The sequence below is a fragment of the Pedobacter sp. AC190 genome, assembly GCF_979258025.1.
Window position 1 is genome coordinate 2,604,305 of sequence record NZ_OZ409824.1, and the last position, 23,246, is coordinate 2,627,550.

13 protein-coding genes and 2 tRNA genes are annotated in these 23,246 nt (G+C 36.2%); 12 read left to right on the top strand and 3 right to left on the bottom strand.

Annotated features, from left to right (window positions below):
- Positions 1-53 precede the first annotated feature (53 nt).
- The 9 genes from ACZZZI_RS11475 to feoB all read left to right on the top strand — a co-directional run bounded on the left by ACZZZI_RS11475 (position 54) and on the right by feoB (position 19,520).
- Positions 54-2,378, top strand: a complete 2,325-nt coding sequence (locus tag ACZZZI_RS11475) for an NADP-dependent malic enzyme (RefSeq protein ID WP_316755319.1) — start codon at positions 54-56, stop codon at positions 2,376-2,378.
- 40 nt (positions 2,379-2,418) lie between these two features.
- On the top strand, positions 2,419-3,003 hold the full coding sequence (ruvA, locus tag ACZZZI_RS11480) for a Holliday junction branch migration protein RuvA (protein WP_316755321.1): 585 nt from the start codon (positions 2,419-2,421) through the stop codon (positions 3,001-3,003).
- Positions 3,004-3,015: 12 nt separating this feature from the next.
- On the top strand, positions 3,016-10,215 hold the full coding sequence (gene sov, locus ACZZZI_RS11485) for a T9SS outer membrane translocon Sov/SprA (RefSeq protein WP_463489494.1): 7,200 nt from the start codon (positions 3,016-3,018) through the stop codon (positions 10,213-10,215).
- Positions 10,216-10,305: 90 nt separating this feature from the next.
- A complete protein-coding gene (gene gcvH, locus ACZZZI_RS11490) occupies positions 10,306-10,686 on the top strand; it encodes a glycine cleavage system protein GcvH (RefSeq protein WP_316755327.1) in 381 nt (126 codons plus the stop codon).
- Between the two features lie 13 nt (positions 10,687-10,699).
- Positions 10,700-11,098 carry a VanZ family protein gene (locus tag ACZZZI_RS11495; RefSeq protein ID WP_424056980.1) on the top strand — a complete coding sequence of 133 codons (399 nt, stop codon included), beginning with the start codon at positions 10,700-10,702 and terminating at the stop codon, positions 11,096-11,098.
- 257 nt (positions 11,099-11,355) lie between these two features.
- A complete protein-coding gene (locus ACZZZI_RS11500; protein ID WP_316755331.1) occupies positions 11,356-14,178 on the top strand; it encodes an outer membrane beta-barrel protein in 2,823 nt (940 codons plus the stop codon).
- Between the two features lie 150 nt (positions 14,179-14,328).
- Positions 14,329-17,088: an outer membrane beta-barrel protein gene (locus ACZZZI_RS11505; protein WP_463489495.1), complete on the top strand. Its 2,760-nt coding sequence runs from the start codon at positions 14,329-14,331 to the stop codon at positions 17,086-17,088.
- Positions 17,089-17,185: 97 nt separating this feature from the next.
- Complete coding sequence (locus ACZZZI_RS11510; RefSeq protein ID WP_316755335.1) at positions 17,186-17,401, top strand: FeoA family protein; 216 nt, start codon at positions 17,186-17,188, stop codon at positions 17,399-17,401.
- A 10-nt stretch (positions 17,402-17,411) separates the two neighbouring features.
- The gene (gene feoB / locus ACZZZI_RS11515) at positions 17,412-19,520 is read left to right on the top strand and encodes a ferrous iron transport protein B (protein ID WP_424056978.1); all 2,109 of its coding nucleotides are present in this window, start codon (positions 17,412-17,414) and stop codon (positions 19,518-19,520) included.
- A 197-nt stretch (positions 19,521-19,717) separates the two neighbouring features.
- On the opposite strand, the gene ACZZZI_RS11520 is transcribed toward feoB, so the two are convergent.
- Complete coding sequence (locus tag ACZZZI_RS11520; protein ID WP_056848148.1) at positions 19,718-20,194, bottom strand: Lrp/AsnC ligand binding domain-containing protein; 477 nt, start codon at positions 20,192-20,194, stop codon at positions 19,718-19,720.
- A 156-nt stretch (positions 20,195-20,350) separates the two neighbouring features.
- On the opposite strand from ACZZZI_RS11520, the gene ACZZZI_RS11525 reads away from it, so the two are divergent.
- The 3 genes from ACZZZI_RS11525 to ACZZZI_RS11535 all read left to right on the top strand — a co-directional run bounded on the left by ACZZZI_RS11525 (position 20,351) and on the right by ACZZZI_RS11535 (position 21,863).
- Positions 20,351-20,460: transfer RNA gene (locus ACZZZI_RS11525), tRNA-Asp, on the top strand.
- 96 nt (positions 20,461-20,556) lie between these two features.
- Positions 20,557-20,700, top strand: a tRNA-Asp gene (locus ACZZZI_RS11530).
- A gap of 143 nt (positions 20,701-20,843) precedes the next feature.
- Positions 20,844-21,863, top strand: a complete 1,020-nt coding sequence (locus ACZZZI_RS11535; RefSeq protein WP_463489496.1) for a LacI family DNA-binding transcriptional regulator — start codon at positions 20,844-20,846, stop codon at positions 21,861-21,863.
- Between the two features lie 57 nt (positions 21,864-21,920).
- Here the strand turns inward: ACZZZI_RS11535 and frr are convergent, their stop codons facing one another.
- Together frr and pyrH are read right to left on the bottom strand one after the other, a co-directional pair.
- Complete coding sequence (gene frr, locus ACZZZI_RS11540) at positions 21,921-22,484, bottom strand: ribosome recycling factor (protein WP_316755340.1); 564 nt, start codon at positions 22,482-22,484, stop codon at positions 21,921-21,923.
- Between the two features lie 42 nt (positions 22,485-22,526).
- On the bottom strand, positions 22,527-23,231 hold the full coding sequence (pyrH, locus tag ACZZZI_RS11545) for a UMP kinase (RefSeq protein ID WP_316755342.1): 705 nt from the start codon (positions 23,229-23,231) through the stop codon (positions 22,527-22,529).
- Positions 23,232-23,246 lie beyond the last annotated feature (15 nt).

Here is a 23,246-nt window from a genome sequence, read left to right on the forward strand (position 1 = left end):
TTAAGCCTGATGAAAAGAATTGTACCTTTGCGCCGTCACTAATAAGTTACTTAATGAGTAATATAAACAGAAAGCAAGATGCGCTTGATTACCACTCGCAAGGGCGGCCGGGAAAGATAGAAGTAGTACCAACAAAACCAACAACTTCGCAACGAGATTTAACTTTGGCTTATTCGCCGGGTGTTGCAGAGCCTTGTTTAAAAATAGCAGAAAACGTAGAAGATGTTTATAAATACACTGCCAAGGGGAATCTAGTTGCCGTAATTAGCAATGGAACAGCCGTTTTAGGGCTGGGCGATATTGGACCCGAAGCGGGCAAGCCAGTTATGGAAGGTAAAGGTTTACTTTTCAAAATTTTTGCAGATATAGATGTATTCGATTTAGAACTGGATACTAAAAATGTTGATGATTTTGTTAAAATCGTTAAAGCACTAGAACCAACATTTGGTGGTGTTAACTTAGAAGATATTAAAGCGCCTGAGTGTTTTGAGATTGAGCGTCGGTTGAAGCAGGAAATGAATATTCCTGTAATGCATGACGACCAACACGGAACGGCGATTATTTCTGGTGCAGCATTGCTTAATGCCTGCGAAATTCAGAAGAAAAAAATAGATAAAATTAAGGTTGTGGTAAGCGGGGCAGGAGCTGCTGCGGTTTCATGTTCGAGAATGTACCTTTCTTTGGGCGTAAAGCCAGAGAATTTAGTAATGTTCGACATTAACGGGCTAATTACTAATGACCGTACTGACCTGGATGAAATGCGGATGCGTTTTGCGACCAATAGAAAAGACATTAAGGATATTGGCGAAGCCATGAAGGGTGCCGATGTTTTTATTGGTTTATCAGCAGGTAATGTTATTAAACCAGAAATGTTGGTTGGCATGGCAAAAAACCCTATCGTTTTTGCAATGGCAAACCCGAATCCAGAGATTGCTTACGAACTGGCTGTGAAAACCAGAAAAGATATCATTATGGCTACTGGCCGTTCTGATTATCCTAATCAGGTTAATAACGTTTTAGGTTTTCCGTATATTTTCCGTGGTGCCTTAGATGTTAGAGCAACTTCCATTAACGAGGCAATGAAAATTGCGGCGGTTAAGGCAATTGCAGAACTGGCTAAAAAATCGGTTCCTGAATCGGTTAATTTGGCTTACAATGCACGTAACTTGAAATTCGGTAGAGATTATATTATTCCTAAGCCAGTCGATTTCAGGTTAATTACCGAAGTTTCGATTGCGGTTGCAAAGGCTGCTATTGAAAGTGGTGTTGCCCGTAAGGTAATTACCGATTGGGATGCTTACAGCGAGGAGCTAAGAAAACGCTTAGGTTTGGACGATGTAATTATGCGTTCGATTACGAATAAGGCTAAATCCGATCCTAAACGTGTTGTTTTCGCAGAGGCTGATAACTATAAAATTTTAAAGGCTGCTCAGATTGTTAAAGATGAGGGGATCGCTATTCCAATCCTTTTAGGAAATAAGGAAAAAATTCAAGCGATTATTGATGGCCATGCTTTGGAGCTGGATGGTGTTGAGATTATCGATCAGATGCAGGAGCCTGAAAAAACCAAAAAATACGCTAATGCACTTTATAAGAAACGCCAGCGTAAAGGAATATCAGAAAGAGATGCGATTAAGCTTTTGAGGGATCGTAACTATTTCGGTGCTTCGATGGTAGAGTTTGGTGAGGTTGATGCTATGATTTCGGGTTTAACCAAAGATTATGGAAGCACAATTAAACCTGCATTACATGTTATTGGTGTAGATCCTTCGGTTAAACGTGTTGCAGGTATGTACATGATGATGACTGAAAAAGGCCCTGTTTTTTTTGGCGATACAACTGTTAATGTAGATCCTACTGCAGAGGAACTGGTTGATATTACTTTGCTGGTTGAGAAATCGGTAAAACAGTTTAACATTAAACCTCGTGTTGCTATACTTTCATACTCAAACTTTGGTTCGAATGATGGTGCTGTGCCTGAAAAGGTTAGAAAAGCGGTAAAAATTCTTCATAAAGAACATCCAGAAATTGTTGTAGATGGAGAAATGCAAGGTAACTTTGCCATTAATAATGAGTTATTGAAAGATAATTTTCCTTTCAGTACATTAGCAGATGCACCAGCAAATACCTTAATTTTTCCTAACTTGGAGTCGGGCAATATTGCTTACAAACTATTACAAGAATTAGGCGGCGCTGAAGCCGTAGGACCAATTTTGCTTGGCTTAAATAAACCAGTGCATATTGTTCAGTTGGGTAGTTCTGTTCGTGAAATTGTAAATATGGTAACTATTGCCGTTGTAGATGTTCAGGCTAAAGAAGAATTAGCTGGCGGATCAAAACGCAAAGGGGTGTTTGCAAAAAGCACAACTAAAAAATAAATTGTTTTCAACTGAATAGTTAAATTTAAAAACATAAATAATGTACGCCTATATTGACGGTAAATTAACTTTTAAAAACCCAGCTTATGTTGTGGTTGAAGCTGGCGGTATAGGCTATCATATTAACATCTCTTTAAATACATATAGTAGCCTTGGTGATGCTGAACGTTGTAAACTTTACACCTGGCTACATGTTAAAGAAGATGCACATACTTTATACGGCTTCGCTGAGGAAGGCGAACGCCGTTTATTTTTACATTTAATATCTGTTTCTGGTATTGGTCCAAATACTGGAAGAATGATATTATCTTCTATTACACCTGTAGAAATTCAAACAGCAATTGTTAAGGCGGATTATGCTTTAATACAGCGCATTAAAGGGTTAGGTGCTAAAACCGCCCAGCGATTAGTTTTAGAGTTACAGGATAAATTAAAAAAAGAAGGGGTAGATTCATTAATTTCTATGCCTCAACACAATACGGTTAAAGATGAAGCGTTATCAGCATTAGTGATGCTCGGATTCGCCAAACAAACAGCCGAAAAAACTATCGATCAGATTTTAAAGGTAACAGAGGGAACGCTTTCGGTAGAGCAGCTAATTAAACACGCCTTAAAAAACTTATAGATCTAACCGCCTTTGAAGAGAATATTTACCCTATTAATTCTCATCCCACTTCTATTTGCTACTAAAAACGCCTTATCTCAGGTTGTTATTGGCAAAGCGGATACCGCTATGTCTAAAAATAATTTCAGCCTTCGCGAAAAGCAATTGCTAGGGCTTAGTCCTACAACTAATCCGTTTTATCCACTCCCAAATAATTTAAAAAGGGTTGTAGAATACGATGCAAAGAACAAAAGATATATTGTAAAAGATCTTGTTGGAGATAAGTATGTTACAAATACCCAGTATTTAACTATTGATGAATACCAGCGATTGCTGAATACTGAAATTAAAAGGGGAAATTGGCGAAGTATTTCGAATGCCGAAGTTAGCGATTTTCGTAATACAGGGATTATTCCTCAAATACAGGTAAACAGCAAAGCTTTTGAGAAAATATTTGGAGGTACCACAATTGATATCCAACCACGGGGAGAAGCAGAACTTACTTTTTTAGGGCGTATTAATAAAAACGAAAATCCATTGTTTAATGAGCGCCAACGCGTTCAAACAAATTTCGATTTTAACCAGCGGATTCAGATGGATTTGGTTGGTAATATTGGTACGAAATTAAAAATTAAAAGTAACTATAATACTGAGGCGCAATTTGATTTTGAAAACCAGATTAAGCTTGATTACACGGGCGGACCAGACGATATCATTAAGAAAATTGAAGCAGGTAACGTTAGTTTACCACTTAATACAAGTTTAATTACAGGAACGCAAGCCTTATTCGGATTAAAAACTCAACTTCAATTTGGTAAACTTAATGTAACGAGTGTTTATACGCAACAAAAATCTCAGTCGAGAGAAATTAGAATAACAAATGGAGCGCAATCTAACGAGTTTCGTTTAAGTGCTGATAATTATGAGGCGAACCGCCACTACTTTTTATCGCAATATTTTAGGGCGAATTATAATAAGAATCTGGCTAACGCTCCGATTATTACCTCACCAATTCAAATCACAAAAATTGAAGTTTGGATCACCAATAAATCAGGCAGTACAACCGATTCTCGGGATGTTTTAGGTTTCCTTGATTTAGGTGAAAATGTACCATACAATACTGCCCAAATCACAGGCGGTGGCTCTGCTTTGCCTGGCGGAACAACTGCAACTGGTTTCCCTCAGCAATCGAATAATTTGCTACAAAGTCTTCCGGCAGGTGCCAGGTTCACAAATACCAACGATGTAATTTCATATTTTCAGGCAAATGGTGCAACGGATAACTTTGCAAAACTTACCTATGCCAGAAAACTAACGGATAGAGAATTCACGTTTCAACCGCAATTGGGCTACATCTCTTTAAATAATGCTTTAAATTCTGATGAGGTTTTGGCGGTTGCTTACCGCTATACCTATAACGGAATAGAATATCAGGTTGGAGAGTTTTCTACAGATGTAACTTTCGATGCTACAACTCCAAAGGTTTTGTACACAAAACTGCTGAAAAACGAAACCACAAAAATTAATCTGCCAACCTGGGATTTAATGATGAAAAACATCTATTCGATTGGCGGTTATCAAATTAGTAGTCAAAATTTTAGATTAGATATTTACAGGATTGATAATGAAAGTGGTGTAGAAAACCCAGTGATGACCGAAGGCGTAAATACTGCAAATAAACAGTGGATAAACCTGGTAGAATTCGATCGCTTAAATCAGCAAAATGAACGAAAATCGGATGGTGTTTTCGATTTTGTACCCGCTAATAATGCTTTTGGTTCGGCATCTAATTCTTACACAGCTAACAGCAGCAGCACCTTTGGTTCTAACCTTTCAACAACGGGGCTTGCTTCTTTGGTGAGTAATACCAATACAGGTTATATCACTATAGATCCAGCAAACGGACGTATTATTTTTCCAATTATCGAGCCTTTTGGTAAAGATTTGGCAGCAAAGTTTTTACCAGCAGAACAAGCCTTAATTGATAAATATACTTTTATGGCTTTATATGATTCTACTCAAACCATTGCAAAACAATTGTTTCAAAATAAAAACAGATACATTATTAAGGGTAATTACCAGTCGGATGTTTCTTCTGAGTTTAGCTTAAATGCAATTAATGTTCCCGAAGGATCGGTTAAAGTTTTTGCAGGTACAATGCCTTTAACTGAAGGTGTAGATTTTACGGTTGATTATCAGGGGGGACGAGTAAGTGTTATCAACCAGGCTTTATTAACTTCTGGGCAGCCGATTAGAATTACAACAGAAAATAACGAACTTTTCGGTTTACAGCAACGCTCTTTGTTTGGAACCAGGTTAGATTATCGGGTAAACAATAAGCTTAACCTTGGTGGTACAATTATGAACCTTACCGAGAAACCATTAACACAAAAGGTAAATATTGGTGAAGAACCCATTTCAAATACCATTTGGGGTGCCGATATTAATTACAGTTCTCCATCGAGGTTTTTAACCAAAATGGTTGATAAGATCCCATTTATTTCTACAAAAGCTCCCTCTAGCGTAACTTTTTATGGAGAGTATGCTCAGTTAATTCCAGGGCACCCAAGGGCCTTAAATTTTGCTGGCAGTAAAAATGGTGTAAGTTATCTTGATGATTTTGAAGCTGCAAGATCTGTTGTCGATTTAAAAAGTGCTATTTCCTGGCAGTTATCTGGTACACCGCAACTTTTCTCTGAATCTCAACTGGTAAACGATCTTGCTTATGGCTATAACCGGGCGAGGGTTGCGTTTTACAACATCGATCCTACTTTCTACAATTCGGCTGCTTCAACCACACCTGTAAACATTCGTAATAATAGAAACGAACTTTCTAATCATTATGTTAGGCAGATTATTGAGCAGGAAGTTTTTCCTTTTAAACAAACGGCTACTGGTCAGGCGCTAAATATTACCACTTTAGATGTTGCCTACTACCCAACCGTTCGCGGACCTTACAATTTCCGTACTACTGGTTTTAATCGTGATGGCGATCTCCTTAATCCGAGAAATAACTGGGCAGGTTTTCAACGTAAAATAGAAACAAATGATTTTGAAGCATTAAATATTGGTTTTATTGAATTTTGGGTTATGGACCCATTTATTTATAAGCCAAATTCTGCTGGTGGAGATGTATATTTTAATTTAGGTAATATTTCTGAAGACATTTTAAAAGATGGTCGTAAATCATTAGAAAACGGTTTGCCAGAAACTGATGATAATACCAAGTATGATGAAACCGTCTGGGGAAGAGTGCCAAAACTTCAACCAGTCGTTCAGGCTTTTGATAACGATCCAAATGTACGTAAAGCTCAGGATGTTGGTTTGGATGGTTTATCGAATCAAAGTGAAAGAGCAAAATTTGCAGCTGCAATTAATACCATAAAGGCACAATTAAATCCTGCGGCAGCAGCAATTATAGATGCCGATCCATCGTCTGATGATTATGCGTATTTCCGTGGCCCGCTTTTAGATCAGGCAAATGCTGGTATTTTAAAACGCTACGAAAAATATAACGGGACAGAGGGGAATTCAAAAACTTCGCAACAATCGCAAGACGAATTAGGGATAGAAAACTCAGCTTCAACTTCATTGCCAGACGGAGAAGATATTAATCGCGATAATAACATGACACAGAGCGATGAGTATTTTCAATATAAGGTTTCAATGCGTCCTGGCGATTTAAACGTTGGCCAGAATTTTATTACGGATAAAGTTATTTCTCAGGTTAAACTAGCGAATGGAAACAGTCAAGCTGTTTCGTGGTATCAGTTTAGAATACCAATCGGGCAGTATCAACAAAAAGTTGGTAACATTCAGGATTTTAAATCCATTCGTTTTTTCAGAATGTTTATGACCAATTTTGCAGATACTGCAGTAATGCGTTTTGCAAAATTACAGTTAATAAGAGGTGAGTGGCGGGAGTATAATGCAACGAATACAGCAGATCAGGTTATCGTAGATCCTGCTTTGCCAGCTTTAACACCAGATAATTCGATAATTGAAGTTTCTACGGTAAATATTGAAGAGAATGGTAAACGTTCGCCAATACCTTATGTAACGCCTCCAGGCATTGTTCGCGAGCGTGATTATAGTAACTATCGTGGGGATACGCAGTTAAACGAGCAATCTCTATCGGTTACGGTGAAAAATTTAAGAGATGGCTACGGAAGGGCGGCATTTAAAACAGCGTATAGTGATTTCCGTTCTTACAAACATCTGGAAATGTATATTCATGCTGAAGCCATTAATAATCAAATTCTAAATAATAACGATGTTGCGGCATTTTTAAGAATCGGAACGGATAATCAGGATAATTACTACGAATATGTAATGCCTCTAAGGATTACCACGCCAGGCACAACAGACCCAGATGCGATTTGGCCAGAAGCAAACCGAATGGATATTGATTTATTGTTATTCCAGAATGCAAAATTAGCCCGTAATGTAGCAAAACAAGCTAACGGACAGCCATGGCCAATAAATGTTCCTTTTACATATTCTGACGGACTTCGTACGGTTATTGTTAAAGGTCAGCCAGATATGAGCAAGGTTAGGGTTTACATGTTGGGCGTTAAAAACCCTTTAAGAAGTCAAACTAATCCCGAAGGTGATGATGGCTTAGATAAAAGTGTTTTGGTTTGGTTTAATGAATTAAGGTTAACCGAGTTTGATGAACGTGGTGGCTGGGCTGCAACAGCAAGATTGAATTTAAAACTTGCAGATTTTGCTGATGTAAATATTTCGGGTAGTAAATCTACTATTGGTTTTGGTTCTATCGATTCGAAAGTTAGCGAACGTAATCGTGCTGATAATACGCTTTTAGATGTTTCATCGGCAGTAGAATTGGGTAAGTTTTTGCCCCAAAAATCGGGCGTGAAGATTCCAATGTATGTAAGCTATTCTAAACAGGTTTCTACGCCACAATATAACCCTAAAACACCCGATATAGAACTTAAAAATGCTTTAGATCAGGCAACAAAAGAACAGAAAGACTCGATTTTAAATTTTGCGCAAGATTATACAGTTCGCCGCGGGATAAACTTTACCAATGTGCGTAAAGAGCGCACCAATAATAACAAGCCTGTTAGGTTGTGGGATATTGAAAACTTCGCGGCAAGTTACGCTTACACCCAATACAACCATCGCGATTTTATAAATCAAAGCAGTATTCAGAATACTTACAGAGGTTCATTGCAGTACAGCTACTCTAAAGAAGCTAAAAGTTATGCCCCATTCGAGAAAATTATTAAATCGAATATGCTTGCAATACTTAGAGATTTTAACTTTAGTATTTTGCCAAGTGCAATTAACTTCAGGATTGATGTAGATAGACTTTATTCTGAAAATACTTTAAGAAATAACGACCCGAATAATTCGATTCCGATTTTTCAGAGTGGCTATGGTACAACGTTTAACAAGAATTTCAGAATGAGCCGCATTTACGGTATCGCATGGAATTTAACCAAATCGCTGCAGTTGGATTTTAATGCGACTAACTATTCGATTATTGATGAGCCAGATGGCAGGATTGACGGATTAAAGCGTGATACAGTTTGGGAAAATCTTAAACGATTGGGCCGTACTACCGACTATAATCACAACCTGAACGTAACGTATGCTGTTCCAATTAATAAAATTCCTGGTTTAAACTGGATTACGATTTTAACCAAGTACGGCACTAATTTTAACTGGCAAACAGAACCATTATCAACGCTACGCGATCCAAATATTAACTTAGGTAATACGGTGCAGAATAGTCGTAATATTCAGGTTAATCCAACTTTAAATTTAACTACACTTTACAATAAATTTGGTTTTGTTCGCGATATATCAAACGACCAGGAGGGCGGAGGCGCCAAGAAATTCTTTATAAACCTGTTAACAAGCATTAAGAATGTAAATGTAAATTATGTTCAAACCAAGGGGATATTTTTACCAGGTTACTTACCTAAAACAAGTTATTTCGGTATAGATAATGTAACTGGTGCTCCAGGTTTAGGCTTTGCTTTCGGAAGCCAGAGAGATATTCGCGAAATGGCACTGAACAATGGTTGGCTAACGACCGATACCTTGCAAACTCAAATGTATGTAAATACACTTCGCGAAGATTTTCAACTAACGAGTCAGCTGGAGCCAATAAGAGATTTAAGGATAACCTTAAGGGCTAACCGAGCACAAACCAGAAACTTTTCAACTAACTTTAGGTATGTGGCAACTGCATCATCTTTCGAAAACCTAAGTGCAATTACTACGGGCGATTATAGTATTTCATATATCGCTATTGGTACAGCTTTTAAAGAGAATAATGCAAGTAATATGACTACCCTATATAATCGTTTTATCTCGAATAGGTTAATTATTTCTCAACGCTTAGGTGCACAAAATCCGAATTCTGCAGGTAATACAAATGGTTTTGCTGATGGCTATGGCAAAGAAAGTCAGGATGTAATCATATCGGCATTTCTTGCTGCATACTCGGGCAAAGATGCGGGGGGGGCGAAATTAAATTCGTTTCCAAGAATTCCGCTACCAAACTGGACCTTAACATATAGTGGCTTAACTAAAATTGCTTTCATAGCCGATCGATTCTCATCGGTAGATTTGAAGCACGGTTATCGTTCTGCGTATAATATAAATGGTTATAATTCACTATTACGTTACCAGGAAAATGATGGTTTTGTTAGTAGCAGAGATGCAAATAATAACTTTTTACCTGAATTCCAATTTGCGCAGGTAACAGTTTCCGAATACTTTTCGCCATTAATTGGGGTAGATACCAGATTGAAAAACAATGTAACTGCAACCTTTGAGTTAAACCGATCGCGTTTGTTAGGCTTGAGTTTGTCGAATAGTCAGCTTGCACAACTATCAGAAAATAATGTGGTATTGGGTTTAGGCTATCGTACAAATAAATTCCGTTTTCCATTTGGCTGGTTTAAGAGCTTAAAAATGGATAACAATATGGATTTTAAATTGGATGTCGCCATTAGAGATAATAAAACGGTAATTTATCGGACGGTTTCAGATCGAAATAATGAAGATGTTGCACAAACAGAAGTTTCTTCGGGAGCTAAAAACATTACGCTAAGGCCAAGTGTTGATTATGTATTAAACCAGAAGTTTAATATTAAGTTATTCTATGATTCGAACATTACCAAGCCTTATACTTCTCAAACTTTTAATACATCGTTCAGCAATTTCGGATTTAGCTTGAGATTTACTTTAAATTAAAATAGGCAAATTTAAGCGTAACATTTCAATGCCTAAGATTTCAACATTCCAACTTAATCTTTAACTTTGACACAAACTAATATAAGACAAATGAATTTTCCATCAGAATTAAAATATACTAAAGACCACGAGTGGGTTAAAGTAGAAGGCAATGAGGCATTTATTGGTATTACTGATTTCGCACAACGCGAATTAGGTGATATCGTTTACGTTGATATTAATAGCGTAGGTACTGAAGTTGCTAAAGATGAGGTTTTTGGAACTGTAGAGGCTGTTAAAACTGTTTCAGATTTATTTATGCCTGTTACGGGAACTGTTTTAGAAATTAATGCAGAATTAAATGATAATCCAGAACTTGTAAATTCTGATCCTTATGGAAAAGGATGGATGGTAAAAGTTTCATTATCTGATTCAGCAGAAGTTGAAGGTCTACTTAATGCAGAAGCTTACCAGTCGCTAGTTGGCGCTTAATTCGAAAAATACTTTGTACAAAGCACTAAAACATCAAAAATGGGCCATATTCTGGACTATAGTTATTTTAGTGCTTTGTAATATAAGAATGCCCGAGAGCAATGGCGTTGGCTTTTTCTTTACGGGTTTTGATAAAATGACCCATTTGGGTTTCTTCTTTATCCTTTCCGTTTTACTTTTTTACGGTAAAATCGCTTATCAACACAATTTCGGCTTCAGAACCTTAACTATTTTTAAAATAATTCTGATTAACGTTTTAATTGGTGGGGGTATAGAATTACTACAATGGAAAGTTTTTACTTATCGCTCTGGCGAGTGGTGGGATTTTGCCTGTGATATGTTAGGCTGCTTTATGGCGGTTTTTAGTTATGTTTTATTACATAAATTAAATTTCAATGAAAAAAGCAATTAGTTTAATCTGTTTAGTCGCTCTTTTGGGTTTAAGTGGATGTGGCATTTTTAAAAAAGGCTGCAACTGCCCAACTGTTTACTATAAATCTTACCCTTCAGTACGTAAATAACCTTTGTTAATATTTAAATCTACAGCATAACCATGGATTTTGGCGCTGTATTTAAAATGTTACCAAGTTTTTAACACTGCTTAACAAACCTTTCCCTATTCCTATAGTCTGATAGCTTAGTTTAGTAATAATTATATTTAGATTCTTGATGAAAATTTACGTTCAAAGAGCAATATTTCTTGTTCTTATTTTTTGTGGATACTTCGCAAATGCGCAGAATACAGGTTCAGTTAATGGCCGTGTAATTAATGCCAAAGATAAAAAGCCTGTTGATTTTGCCACAATAGCTGTTAAAAGTTTAAAAGATTCGAGCATAGTTGCAAGCGGACAAACAAATCCTGATGGAACATTCTCATTCAAAAATATCCCTGCTGGAAATTACAGGGTAATTGCTGCATTCTTAGGCTTAAAAACTACAAATAAAACAATCACCGTAGCCAAGGCTGCTGTAAATACAGGTGATATTGCAATGGCTGATGATGGCTTAAACCTTAACGATGTAAATGTTACCGCACAGGTACCGACTGTTGTGGTTAAGAAAGATACTTTAGAATACGATGCTAAATCGGTTAAAGTACGTGAAAATGCAGTGGTAGAAGATGTTTTAAAGAAACTACCAGGCGTTGAAGTGGCGAAAGACGGTAGTATTAAGGCTGGTGGAGAAACGGTTACCAGAGTAAAGGTAGATGGTAAAGAGTTTTTTGGGAGTGATCCATTATTGGCTACAAAGAATCTTCCTGCAGATATGGTGGATAAAATTCAAGTAATTGATGAATTATCTGAACAAGCACAATTTACAGGAATTGACGATGGAACAAGAACCAAAATATTAAACATTACTACTAAAAGCGGCATGAAAAAAGGCTACTTTGGAAATAGTACGGTTGGCTACGGTACGAACGACCGTTATGATGCAAGTTTGAACGTAAATAAGTTTAATAACGACCAGCAGTTCAGTTTTATTGGTCAGTTTAATAATGTAAATAAGCAAAACTTCGGTGGCGGTGGCGGCCAGGGTAACGGATTTGGAGGCGGCGGAGGCGGTGGTCGTGGTTTTGGTGGTGGCGGAGCTACAACTTCTGGTGGAGGTGGCATTACAACAACCAATGCAGCAGGGTTGAACTTCGGCGATACCTACAAAGATGGTACTCAAATTCAAGGAAGTTATTTCTTTAATAAATCTTCAGTATTTAATGAGCAAACCAGCAATACACAAACTTTGTTAGGCAACAGTTCTCAAAATGTAAATAATTACTTAAACAGCAATAGCGATAAGTTAAATCATAGATTTAATTTTATGATTGATACTAAGCTAGATTCTTCTACCAGTATCAAAATTCAACCAAACATTGCTTATACTGAAAATGATGGATTAACTTTAAATGATTACGTAAGGAATAACGCTGTAGCTTCAGGTACTTCGAATACTGTAGGTAACCAGAGCTATACAACTAAGAACTCTACTCCTGTAATTACCAATAATATTTTGGTCCGTAAAAAGTTTCAACGTAGAGGCCGTACTCTATCTTTAAATGTTAATACTTCGATCAACGATAGTAACTCTGATAACATCAATTATATTTTAGATAACAATACGATTAATGGAGTAACCACTCAAAAATTAACCAACCAGTTAAATGACTTGAGTAGTCACAATATTACCAATACAACCCGAGTGGTTTACACAGAACCTTTATCTAAAACAACCAGTTTGGAGTTAAACTATCAGAATGGGATTAACAACAGTACATCAGATCGTAATGTTTTTAATTTCAATTCAATAACAGGCAACTTTGATTTGGTAGATAATACCTATTCAAATCATTATGAAAACCAGACGTTAACCAATGCAGCTGGCTTAAGCTATACTGTAAATCAAAAAAAATACAACTGGAACATTGGTGTTGCAGGTCAGCAAACACATAGGGAGAATACGAACTTAAGTACAGGAGCGGTATTTACCCAAAACTTTGTGAACTTAACACCATCAGCTCAATTCAGATATAACTTCAGCAACAGCAAAAGGTTATCCGTTAACTATAGAGGAACTACTCAGCAACCTACTATTGATCAGATTCAACCAATTCCTGATAACTCAAATACACAATCTGTAATTTTAGGTAATCCGAATTTAAAGCCAGCGTTTAACAATACGTTGAGTGTAAGATATAACAACTTTGCTTTTGCTAAAATGCGTTTCTTTGCTGTGTTTTTAAACTTAACACAAACTTTTAATGCATTTGCTTCAAGTCAACGATCTGTAGACGATGTAAATGATCCAAATTATGGTAAAATTGCATCAACCTACGTTAATGTTGATGGTAATTACAGTGGTAACGCAAATGTTGTTTTAGGTCAACCAATTATCCCAAATAACAAGTTAAACTTAAATGCAACTTTAACTGGAACTTATTCTAAAGGTACTAACATTACGAGTGGTGTAAATAACATTACCAATAACTGGAGTTTAGGAAATACATATCGTTTTGTTACCAATTTGGATAAATGGGATATAACAGCAGGTATTGGCGGTACAGTGACTAGTGCAACTTATTCTGCTCAACCAAATTCTGATAATAAGTTTTATACCATAAATCCAAGCTTTGATGTTTCTTACGTGTTACCTGGAAATATCCGTTTAGCAATTGACTTAGATTATTTTAAAAATACAGGCCGTGGGGAGGCTTTCAATACAGAATATACAATTGTAAACTCTTATATCAGTCGCCAGTTCTTTAAAAACCGCGGTACTTTCAAAATTGCAGTAAATGATGCGTTGAATCAGAATCAAGGTATAAGTCGTACGGCAACAGCAAATACGATTACCGATTTAAATTATAATGTATTAAAACGTTATTATATGTTCTCTTTCACTTATTCGTTAACTCGTATTGGAGGCCGTAACATTGGTAATGATGTTCAAATGCCTGGAGCTCCTGGTCAAGGTGGCGGTCAGCGTATGAGATTTTAGTCTATTTAAATAATTAAAAAATAGCTTCTTGATTCAAATCAGGAAGCTATTTTTGTTTTTAGGGCAAAATGTATTTCAATTGTTACCATGATAAAAACAAACCTTAACTTAAGTTAGCAGTCATAAATAAAGACTACTCAAATTAACCAAATGAAGATACTTTTTACCTGCCTGTTACTTGTTTCGTGCTCTTTTATTTATGCCCAACAGAAGGTGGGTTCAGTTAGTGGACGGGTTGTTCAATCAAAAGATAAAAAACCTATTGATTATGCATCGATAGCAGTAAAAAGCCTTAAAGATTCAAGCGTTATTGGCGCAAGCACAACCAGTGAGGATGGGAAGTTCACTTTTAAAAATCTTCAGCCTGGTGCTTATCGTTTGTATGCAGCTTTTTTAGGTTTAAAAAATTCGAATAAGGATTTTGTAATTTCCACAGAAAAACCCGATATAAACTTAGGCGATGTTGGTTTGGATGGCGATTCTTTTGATTTACAAACGGTAGAGATTAAAGCTGAAGTTCCGCCGATAGTGGTAAAAAAAGATACTTTGGAGTTTAATGCCAGTTCTTTTAAAACCGTAGAAAATGCAGCTGTAGAAGATTTATTGAAAAAATTACCAGGTGTTGAAGTGGATAAATCAGGAGCTGTAAAAGCTCAGGGAGAAACCATCACAAAAATTAAGGTTGATGGGAAAGAATTTTTTGGTAACGACCCTTTGCTGGCTACGAAGAATTTGCCTGCTGATATGGTTGATAAAATTCAAATCATTGATGAGCTTTCGGATCAGGCACAGTTTACTGGCGTAGATGATGGAGCGAGAACCAAAATCATCAACATAACAACACGTAAGGATAAAAAGAACGGTTATTTTGGTAATAGTAGTGTTGGTTATGGCTCTGACGATCGGTACGATGTAAATGCGAATGTTAACCGATTTAACAGAGATCAGCAAATGAGTGTTGTTGCTCAGTTTAATAATGTAAACAAGCAGAATTTTGGTGGAGGATTAGGCGGCAACGGCGGCAGTGGGGGTAGAAGTTCGGGGCTTACCAATACGAATGCAGTTGGTTTTAATTTTGCCGATACCTATGCCGATGCAACACAAATCAGCGCCAGCTACTTTTTCAATAAAACTGAAAATCTGATTCAAAGAAATAGTGTAACTCAAAATTTGCTAGGCGATATAACCACTGTTTTTAACAATAAACAGGATAATACTTCCGATCGGTTAAATCATCGTTTAAACTTTATGGTTGATACTAAAATCGATTCTTTAACATCATTACGTATTCAGCCAACCATAAGCTATACCAATAACTCGAGTTTAAATAATAGCGTTTATACTAGAGATTACAGCACCTATACTACCAACGGAAATCAATCTTTACAAAACCAAAATACCACACCTACCATAAACAATAATATTTTACTGCGAAGAAAGTTTAAAAGAAGAGGCCGTACCTTATCGCTAAATTTTAATACCAGTATTAATGATGGCAATGCTGACAATTATAATAATATTGTAGACAATACATTAAATGGAGGCGTTACCACACAAAAGGTTACTAACCAGTTTAACGATCAGAATTCATCGTCAATAAATCAGAATTCGAGACTAGTTTATACAGAACCAATATCTAAATCTCTAAACTTAGAATTTAATTATCAAAACGGTTATAACCATAATACATCCGATAGATATACCTATAACTTTAACCCTGCAACGTTGCAATACGATTTGCTTGATTTAACTTATAGCAACTCTTACGAAAACACCATATTAACCAATACCGCAGGTTTCAGCTTTAATGGAAACGGTAAAAAATATAATTGGAACCTGGGAATGGCGGTTCAAAATACAGATAGAACAAATGATAACATCACTCAAAATTATGTGCTGAAGCAAAACGTATTTAACTATACGCCTTCTGCCATGTATCGATATAATTTTAGCAATAGTAAACGATTGGTAATTAACTATCGTGGAAGTACCAATCAACCTACAATAAATCAATTACAGCCAATTCCTAATAATACGAATACACAAAGCATACCAGTCGGTAATCCCGATTTAAAGCCAGAATTTAATAATAGTCTTCGTGTTGCCTATAATACTTTTACGGTTGGAAAAAACAGGTCGTTATTTGTGAATTTAAACTTAACCCAAACCTCGAATAAAATAGCCAATAGCAGTAGTTTAATTCAAAGTGGGCTTAACCAGGGCAAACTAGCCATTTTGCCTGTAAACGTAAGTGGTACATATTCGGGTAGTATTTCTTCATCTTTAAGTTTACCATTAATGGTAGAGAACAAGCTTAATTTTCACATCAGTGTTAGTGGAAACTATGATCGCGATGTAAACTTCACGAATTCGTTAAAAAACATAACCAATAGCTGGGCAATTACAAACGGTTACCGCTTGGTTTCCAATTTAGATAAACTTGATTTAACGGCTGGTGTTAACGGCTCGATTAATAGAGCAACTTATTCTATTCAGCCAAAATCTAATACCAGATATTATACCTTCAGTCCGAATATTAGTATAAGCTATATGTTTCCTGGCGAAATCCGTTGGTCTATTGATGCTGATTATAACCAAAACACTGGAAGAGGCGAAGGCTTCGATACGCACTTTACCTTAATTAATTCTTACATCAGCAAACAGTTTTTCAAAAACAGAGGAACTTTCAAAGCTGCGGTTAATGATTTACTAAACGAGAATCAGGGTATAACAAGGACTGCCAATAACAACACCATCCAAGACGTGAGTTATAATGTTTTGCAACGTTATTTCATGTTTTCATTTACCTATACACTTAATCGTATGGGCGGTAAAAACCGCAACAATATGCAACGAGAAGGTGGTAGTCGTGGTGGAGGTTTTGGTGGTGGTGGTGGTAGAAGAAATTAAATCATTTCAAGGTAATTCGTTTAAAAAGTGACATAAATCAAAGCTGCTTATTTGGAATAAATCTAAAGAAAGGCTACCTTGCAGCCAAATTTAATACATGAAACTTTCACACCTAAAAGTTGGAGAAAAAGGAACAATCGTAGCGTTTACAGATTTAGATTTATCTGTTAAGCTAATGGAGATGGGTTGCTTACCTGGCGAGGTTGTAGAAGTTGAGCGTTTTGCTCCGCTTGGAGATCCGATGGCCATTCGGGTTGCAGGTTATCAGCTTTGTTTGCGTAAAAGCGAGGCTGATGTCATCATCATTCAATAAATAAGCTGGTTTGGATATTAAAGTTGCATTAGTTGGTAATCCCAATACAGGTAAATCTACTTTGTTTAACCGTTTAACTGGGTTAAACCAAAAAATTGGAAATTTTCCGGGGATAACGGTCGATAAAAAGACTGGTTACATGAAGCTTGCCGATGGTAAAGCAGCCGAGATTATCGATTTGCCAGGTACCTATAGTTTATATCCAAAAAGTGCTGATGAAAGTATTGTATTTCAAGTTTTAGCTGATAAAAGCAATAAAAGTTTCCCTGACGTAGTTGTGTTGATTGCTGATGCATCAAATCTTAAACGTAACCTATTGCTGTATTCGCAAGTGGCAGATTTAGGTATTCCAATGGTTTTAGCGCTAAATATGATCGACCTTTCTGAAAAGCAGGGTATTGAAATCGATTTAGATAAATTGGCTAATAAACTAGGTATTCAGGTCGTTTCAATTTCGGCCAGAAACAATATTGGTATCGATAAATTAAAGCAGGCAATTGCCAATACAAACAAAGTTGCAACTCAATTTCAAGATGTTGATGTAAATGTATTAGCACCCGAGGCAATTAATGCAATTAAAACAAAACTTAATTCTGATAACGATTATTATGCTTTGCAGGTTTTGCATCAGCATGAATATTTAAATTTCTTTACCGAAAAGGAACAGGAGGAGATTGAAGCAATTGAAGTATCGAATAATTTCGAATCATCAAAAATTCAGGCTGCAGAAACCATTGCCCGTTACAAGTATTTAGGTACAATCCTTTCGGGCGTAGTTTCGGATAATGGGGCGGCGAAAAAATTTACCTTAAGCGATAAATTAGATGCGGTTTTAACGCACAAAGTTTGGGGCTTTGCAGTTTTCTTACTGATACTTTTTGTAATTTTCAATGCAATTTTTGCCTGGTCAACTTACCCAATGGATTTAATTGAGGCAGGTTTTGGTTTCATAACAGAATTAGGGCACCAGTATTTACCAGCAGGAATGCTTACCGATTTAGTATTGGACGGTGTTGTTGCAGGTTTGGGTGGTATTTTTGTTTTTATCCCACAAATTGCTATTCTTTTTGCCTTTATTTCAATTTTGGAAGATACTGGATATATGGCCAGAGTTACCTTTATGATGGATAAGGTGATGAGTAAAGTTGGCTTAAACGGGAAATCAGTAGTACCAATGATTGGTGGTTTGGCTTGTGCCGTTCCTTCGATTATGGCAGCCAGAAATATTGAAAACTGGAAAGACCGAATGATAACCATTATGGTAACACCTTTGGTAAGTTGCTCGGCTAGGTTGCCAGTTTATATTCTAATTATCTCCTTAATTGTTCCTCCAGATCACGTATTTGGTATTTTTAATCTACAAGGGTTAGCCCTTATGATTATGTATCTGGTCGGTATAATTGCTGCGGTTTTGGTGGCTTGGGTTATGAAACTGATCATCAAAACAAAGGAGCGTTCTTATTTTATAATGGAATTGCCTGTGTACCGTATGCCTCGTTGGAAAAATGTTTTGTACACCATGTACGAGAAATCCAAAACCTTTGTTTTCGAAGCTGGTAAGGTAATTATAGCCATTTCAATAATTCTTTGGGTAATGGCATCATTTGGCCCAGGAAATAGATTTGAAAATATCGATAAAAAATACGCTTCAGCATTAGCTGATACCACCAAAAATACCGATCACATCAGCACTTTAGTGGCAACCGAAAAACTAGAAAATTCTTATGTCGGGATATTAGGTCATTGGATTGAACCTGGAATTCGCCCTTTAGGTTACGATTGGAAGATTGGTATCGGTTTAATTACCTCTTTTGCTGCCCGAGAAGCATTTGTTGGTACTATGGCGACAATTTACAGTGTAGATGGCGGCGATGAAGATACCACAACAATAAGAGAGCGTATGGCCGCTTCAATGAACAGTAGAACAGGTTTGCCTGTTTACAGCTTTGCAACAGGTATATCGTTAATGCTGTTTTATGCTTTTGCCATGCAATGCATGAGTACCGTTGCTATCGTTTACCGCGAAACAAAAGGCTGGAAATGGCCAGTAATTCAATTGGTTTATATGACGGCAATGGCCTACTTTGCAGCATTAATTGCCTATCAATTATTGAAATAAATTTATTCTAAGAGCAAGGTTTTGCAACTATTAAAGTTTGTTCCCGCTTTCCGTTTTACTGCACCACAGCTAAAAAAGCTGTGGCTTCGTGCTCACTACAATCGGGTCTAAAAGGAAAAAATTCTGCAATTATAAACAGTTTAAATACCTCAAACTTTAAGAGACTTATGTTGCTTATGCTTTCAGCTTTAATCTTTCTACCCTAATTCAATCTGGCGTTTAATACTCTCTTCTAACGATATTAAAGTTTCCGTACGCTGAATTCCATTAACGGCTTGTATTTCCTCATTTAAAACATGGCGTAAATGGTTTGTATCTCTACAGATAATTTTGGCGAACATACTGTAAGATCCAGTAGTGTAATGCAACTCGACTACTTCTTTTATTTTACTTAGCTGCGCTACGGCATCTTTATATTGAATTCCTTTCTCTAAGTAAATCCCTAAAAATGCGCAAATATCATATCCAGCCTTTTGCGGGTCAATAATTAAGTGCGAACCCTTAATAATACCCATTTCCTGCAGTTTTTTCATTCTAACATGAATTGTACCGCCCGAAACAATCAGATCTTTAGCAATCTCTGTATAAGGTTTTGTGGCATCCTGCATCAATTGTTTTAAAATATCAATGTCTAGGTTGTCAATTTCTAAATTGGAATTGTCTTTTTTAAGCATATTTTCTAATTCTGTCAAGCAAATTTAGTAAAAATTATCAATATTATAAAAATAAAATTAAATGATTAAAAAATTTGCAAGGTATTGGATGTTCCTTTACATTTGTATCAAGCAATTAACAAAAAGGGAACGTTCTTTAAAAATTGTTTAACATAATGTAGGGTGGTGAAACAGGCAGACACACCTCCTTGTCTCGGTGGCGGAGAATAATGGGAAAACCAGCAATGGCTAACCACTCCTTGAAGGTTCGATTCCTTCCCCTACAGCACTAAAGTTATAAGTTCGAAGTTATAAGTTTTACGTTTCATATTTTGAAACCTTACTTATTACTTAAAATGTATCATTTATAACTTAGTTAATAATGTTGGGTGGTGAAATTGGCAGACACGCCTCCTTGTCTCGGTGGTGGGGAATAATGGGACAAACGCAGTTTATTGGGTTGACCACAATTAATTTTTTGAACTGTAGCTAACTACCCCTTGAAGGTTCGACTCCTTCCCCAACAGCATTTTTTATGAATAATAAGTTAGTTAATTGAGCAATCCTGGATAGGTTGCTCTTTTTCTTTTTATAGGCATTCTGTTAAATTTTTGATCTGTAAATAAATATTTCACTATATTCCGTTCATTATTAACGTTGCCCAAAATTAATGACTACAAAAATAAAAATTAAAGATATCGCAGATGAACTTAAAATCTCTTCTACAACGGTTTCATTTGTAATAAACGGCAAAGCAAAAGAAAAAAATATTAGTGTTGCTGTTGCTAAAAGGGTTTTAGATCTTGTAGCAGAATGGGGTTATCAACCCAACTCATTGGCTAAGAGTTTAAGAACAGGGAAGTCGAAAATTATAGGTTTTTTAGTTGATGATATCTCTGAGCCTTTTTTTTCCAGAATTGCCCGATTAATTGATGAAAAAGCATCAGAGCATGGCTATAAAATTCTTTTTAGCAGTACGCGAAATAATAATGAAAAGGCAAAGGAATTACTTCAGATTTTTAGAGACAGACATGTAGATGGTTATGTTATTGCATTACCAGAAGGCCTCGAAGCTGAGGTAGAAAGGTTAATTAAAACTGAAGTTCCTGTGGTGCTTTTTGATCGTTATGTGCCAGGAATGGAAAGCGATTATGTGGTAACAAATAATGATGAAAGCGTTTTTAGGGCCACACAGCATCTTGTTGAAAATGGTTATAAAAACATTGGTTTCGTAACTATCGAAACTGAGCAGCAGCAAATGTTAGATCGTTTGCTCGGTTACGAAAAATCAATTGAAGAGAATGGCTTTAAAAAGAGTATATTAAAGATTGAATACAAAAATTCTGAGAATTCAATTAAAGAAATAACAACTTTTGTTAAAAGTAATACAAAGCTAGATGCTGTAATTTTTGCTGCTAACTATATTTGTATGGAGGGTTTGCGTGCTTTCAGGCAGTTAGATATTAACACCTTAAATAAAATTGCAGTTCTATCTTTTGATGATTTTGAATTGCTGGAATTCTATAATCCGCCAATTACCGCTATTGCACAGCCTATTGAAGAAATTGCAGATAACATCATGAAAATCTTGCTGTCAAAGCTCAATGGAGATATTAAGGCATTAGAACACAAGCAGGTTACGTTGCCTGCTTTATTAAATGTAAGAGGTTCTACTTTAAAAAGAGCTTAAACAAAAAAGGAACAGTTATAAACTGTTCCTTTTTTGTTTAAATATAAAGTATTAACGTTAAACAGTCATTACATCCTTTTCTTTTGCTTCAGCGTGCTTATCAACCTTGATAATATAAGCGTCAGTTAATTTCTGAACTTCACCTTCGCCAGTTTTAATTTCGTCATCCGAAACACTTTCACCTTTTAATTTTTGAATTTTGGTGTTCGCATCTTTACGGATATTACGAACCGTAATACGGCCACGTTCTGCTTCTTCTTTTACCTTTTTAACCAGGTCTTTTCTTCTTTCTTCTGTTAAAGGTGGTACAACTAAACGAATAACAATACCGTCGTTTTGTGGGTTAATGCCAATATTAGCTACCTGAATAGCTTTTTCTATAACCGTTAAAAGTGCTTTTTCCCAAGGTTGAATAACAATAGTTCTCGCATCTGGAGTGTTAATGCTTGCAACTTGTGATAATGCTGTAGATGCACCATAGTAATCTACAAAAATACCATCCAGCATTCCTGCGGATGCTTTACCAGCTCTAATTTTAGTCAATTCAGCTTCACAATGATCGATTGCTTTATCCATTGCAGATTGAGCATCCATTAATTGTAATTGTATGAGGTCGTTCATAATTGTGTGTATTTCTACAAAAATAATAATTTTTTTAAACGGTTACTTAACCAAAGTACCAATTGGTTCGCCATTTGCAATTTTCATAAAATTGCCATGCTTATTCATATCAAACACAATAATCGGAACTTGGTTTTCTTCGCATAAAGTAAATGCTGTCATATCCATAACATTTAATCCTTTAGCATAAACTTCTCTGAAAGAAATTTCATCGTATTTAGTTGCTGTAGCATCTTTTTCAGGGTCGGCGGTATAAATACCATCAACTCTTGTTCCTTTTAAAACAGCATCGGCTTTAATTTCAATTGCTCTTAATGCTGCAGCAGAATCTGTTGTGAAATATGGATTTCCTGTTCCTGCGCCAAAAATTACCACACGACCTTTTTCTAAGTGACGTACAGCTCTTCTACGGATAAATGGCTCGCATATCTGCTCCATTTTAATTGCAGTAAGTAAACGGGTTTTAATACCAACTTTTTCTAGCGCATCTTGTAATGCCATAGAATTGATAACAGTAGCTAACATGCCCATATAATCGGCTTGTGCTCTGTCCATCCCACTTTTTTCGGCACTAAGACCTCTAAAAATATTTCCACCACCAATTACAATTGCAATTTCGAGTCCTTTGTCGTGTACTGCCTTAATATCTTCAGCATATTGTTTAACACGTTCATTATCAATACCGTATTGTTTGTCGCCCATTAGCGATTCGCCGCTAAGCTTTAGTAGGATGCGTTTGTATTTCATGACCTCAAAAATATT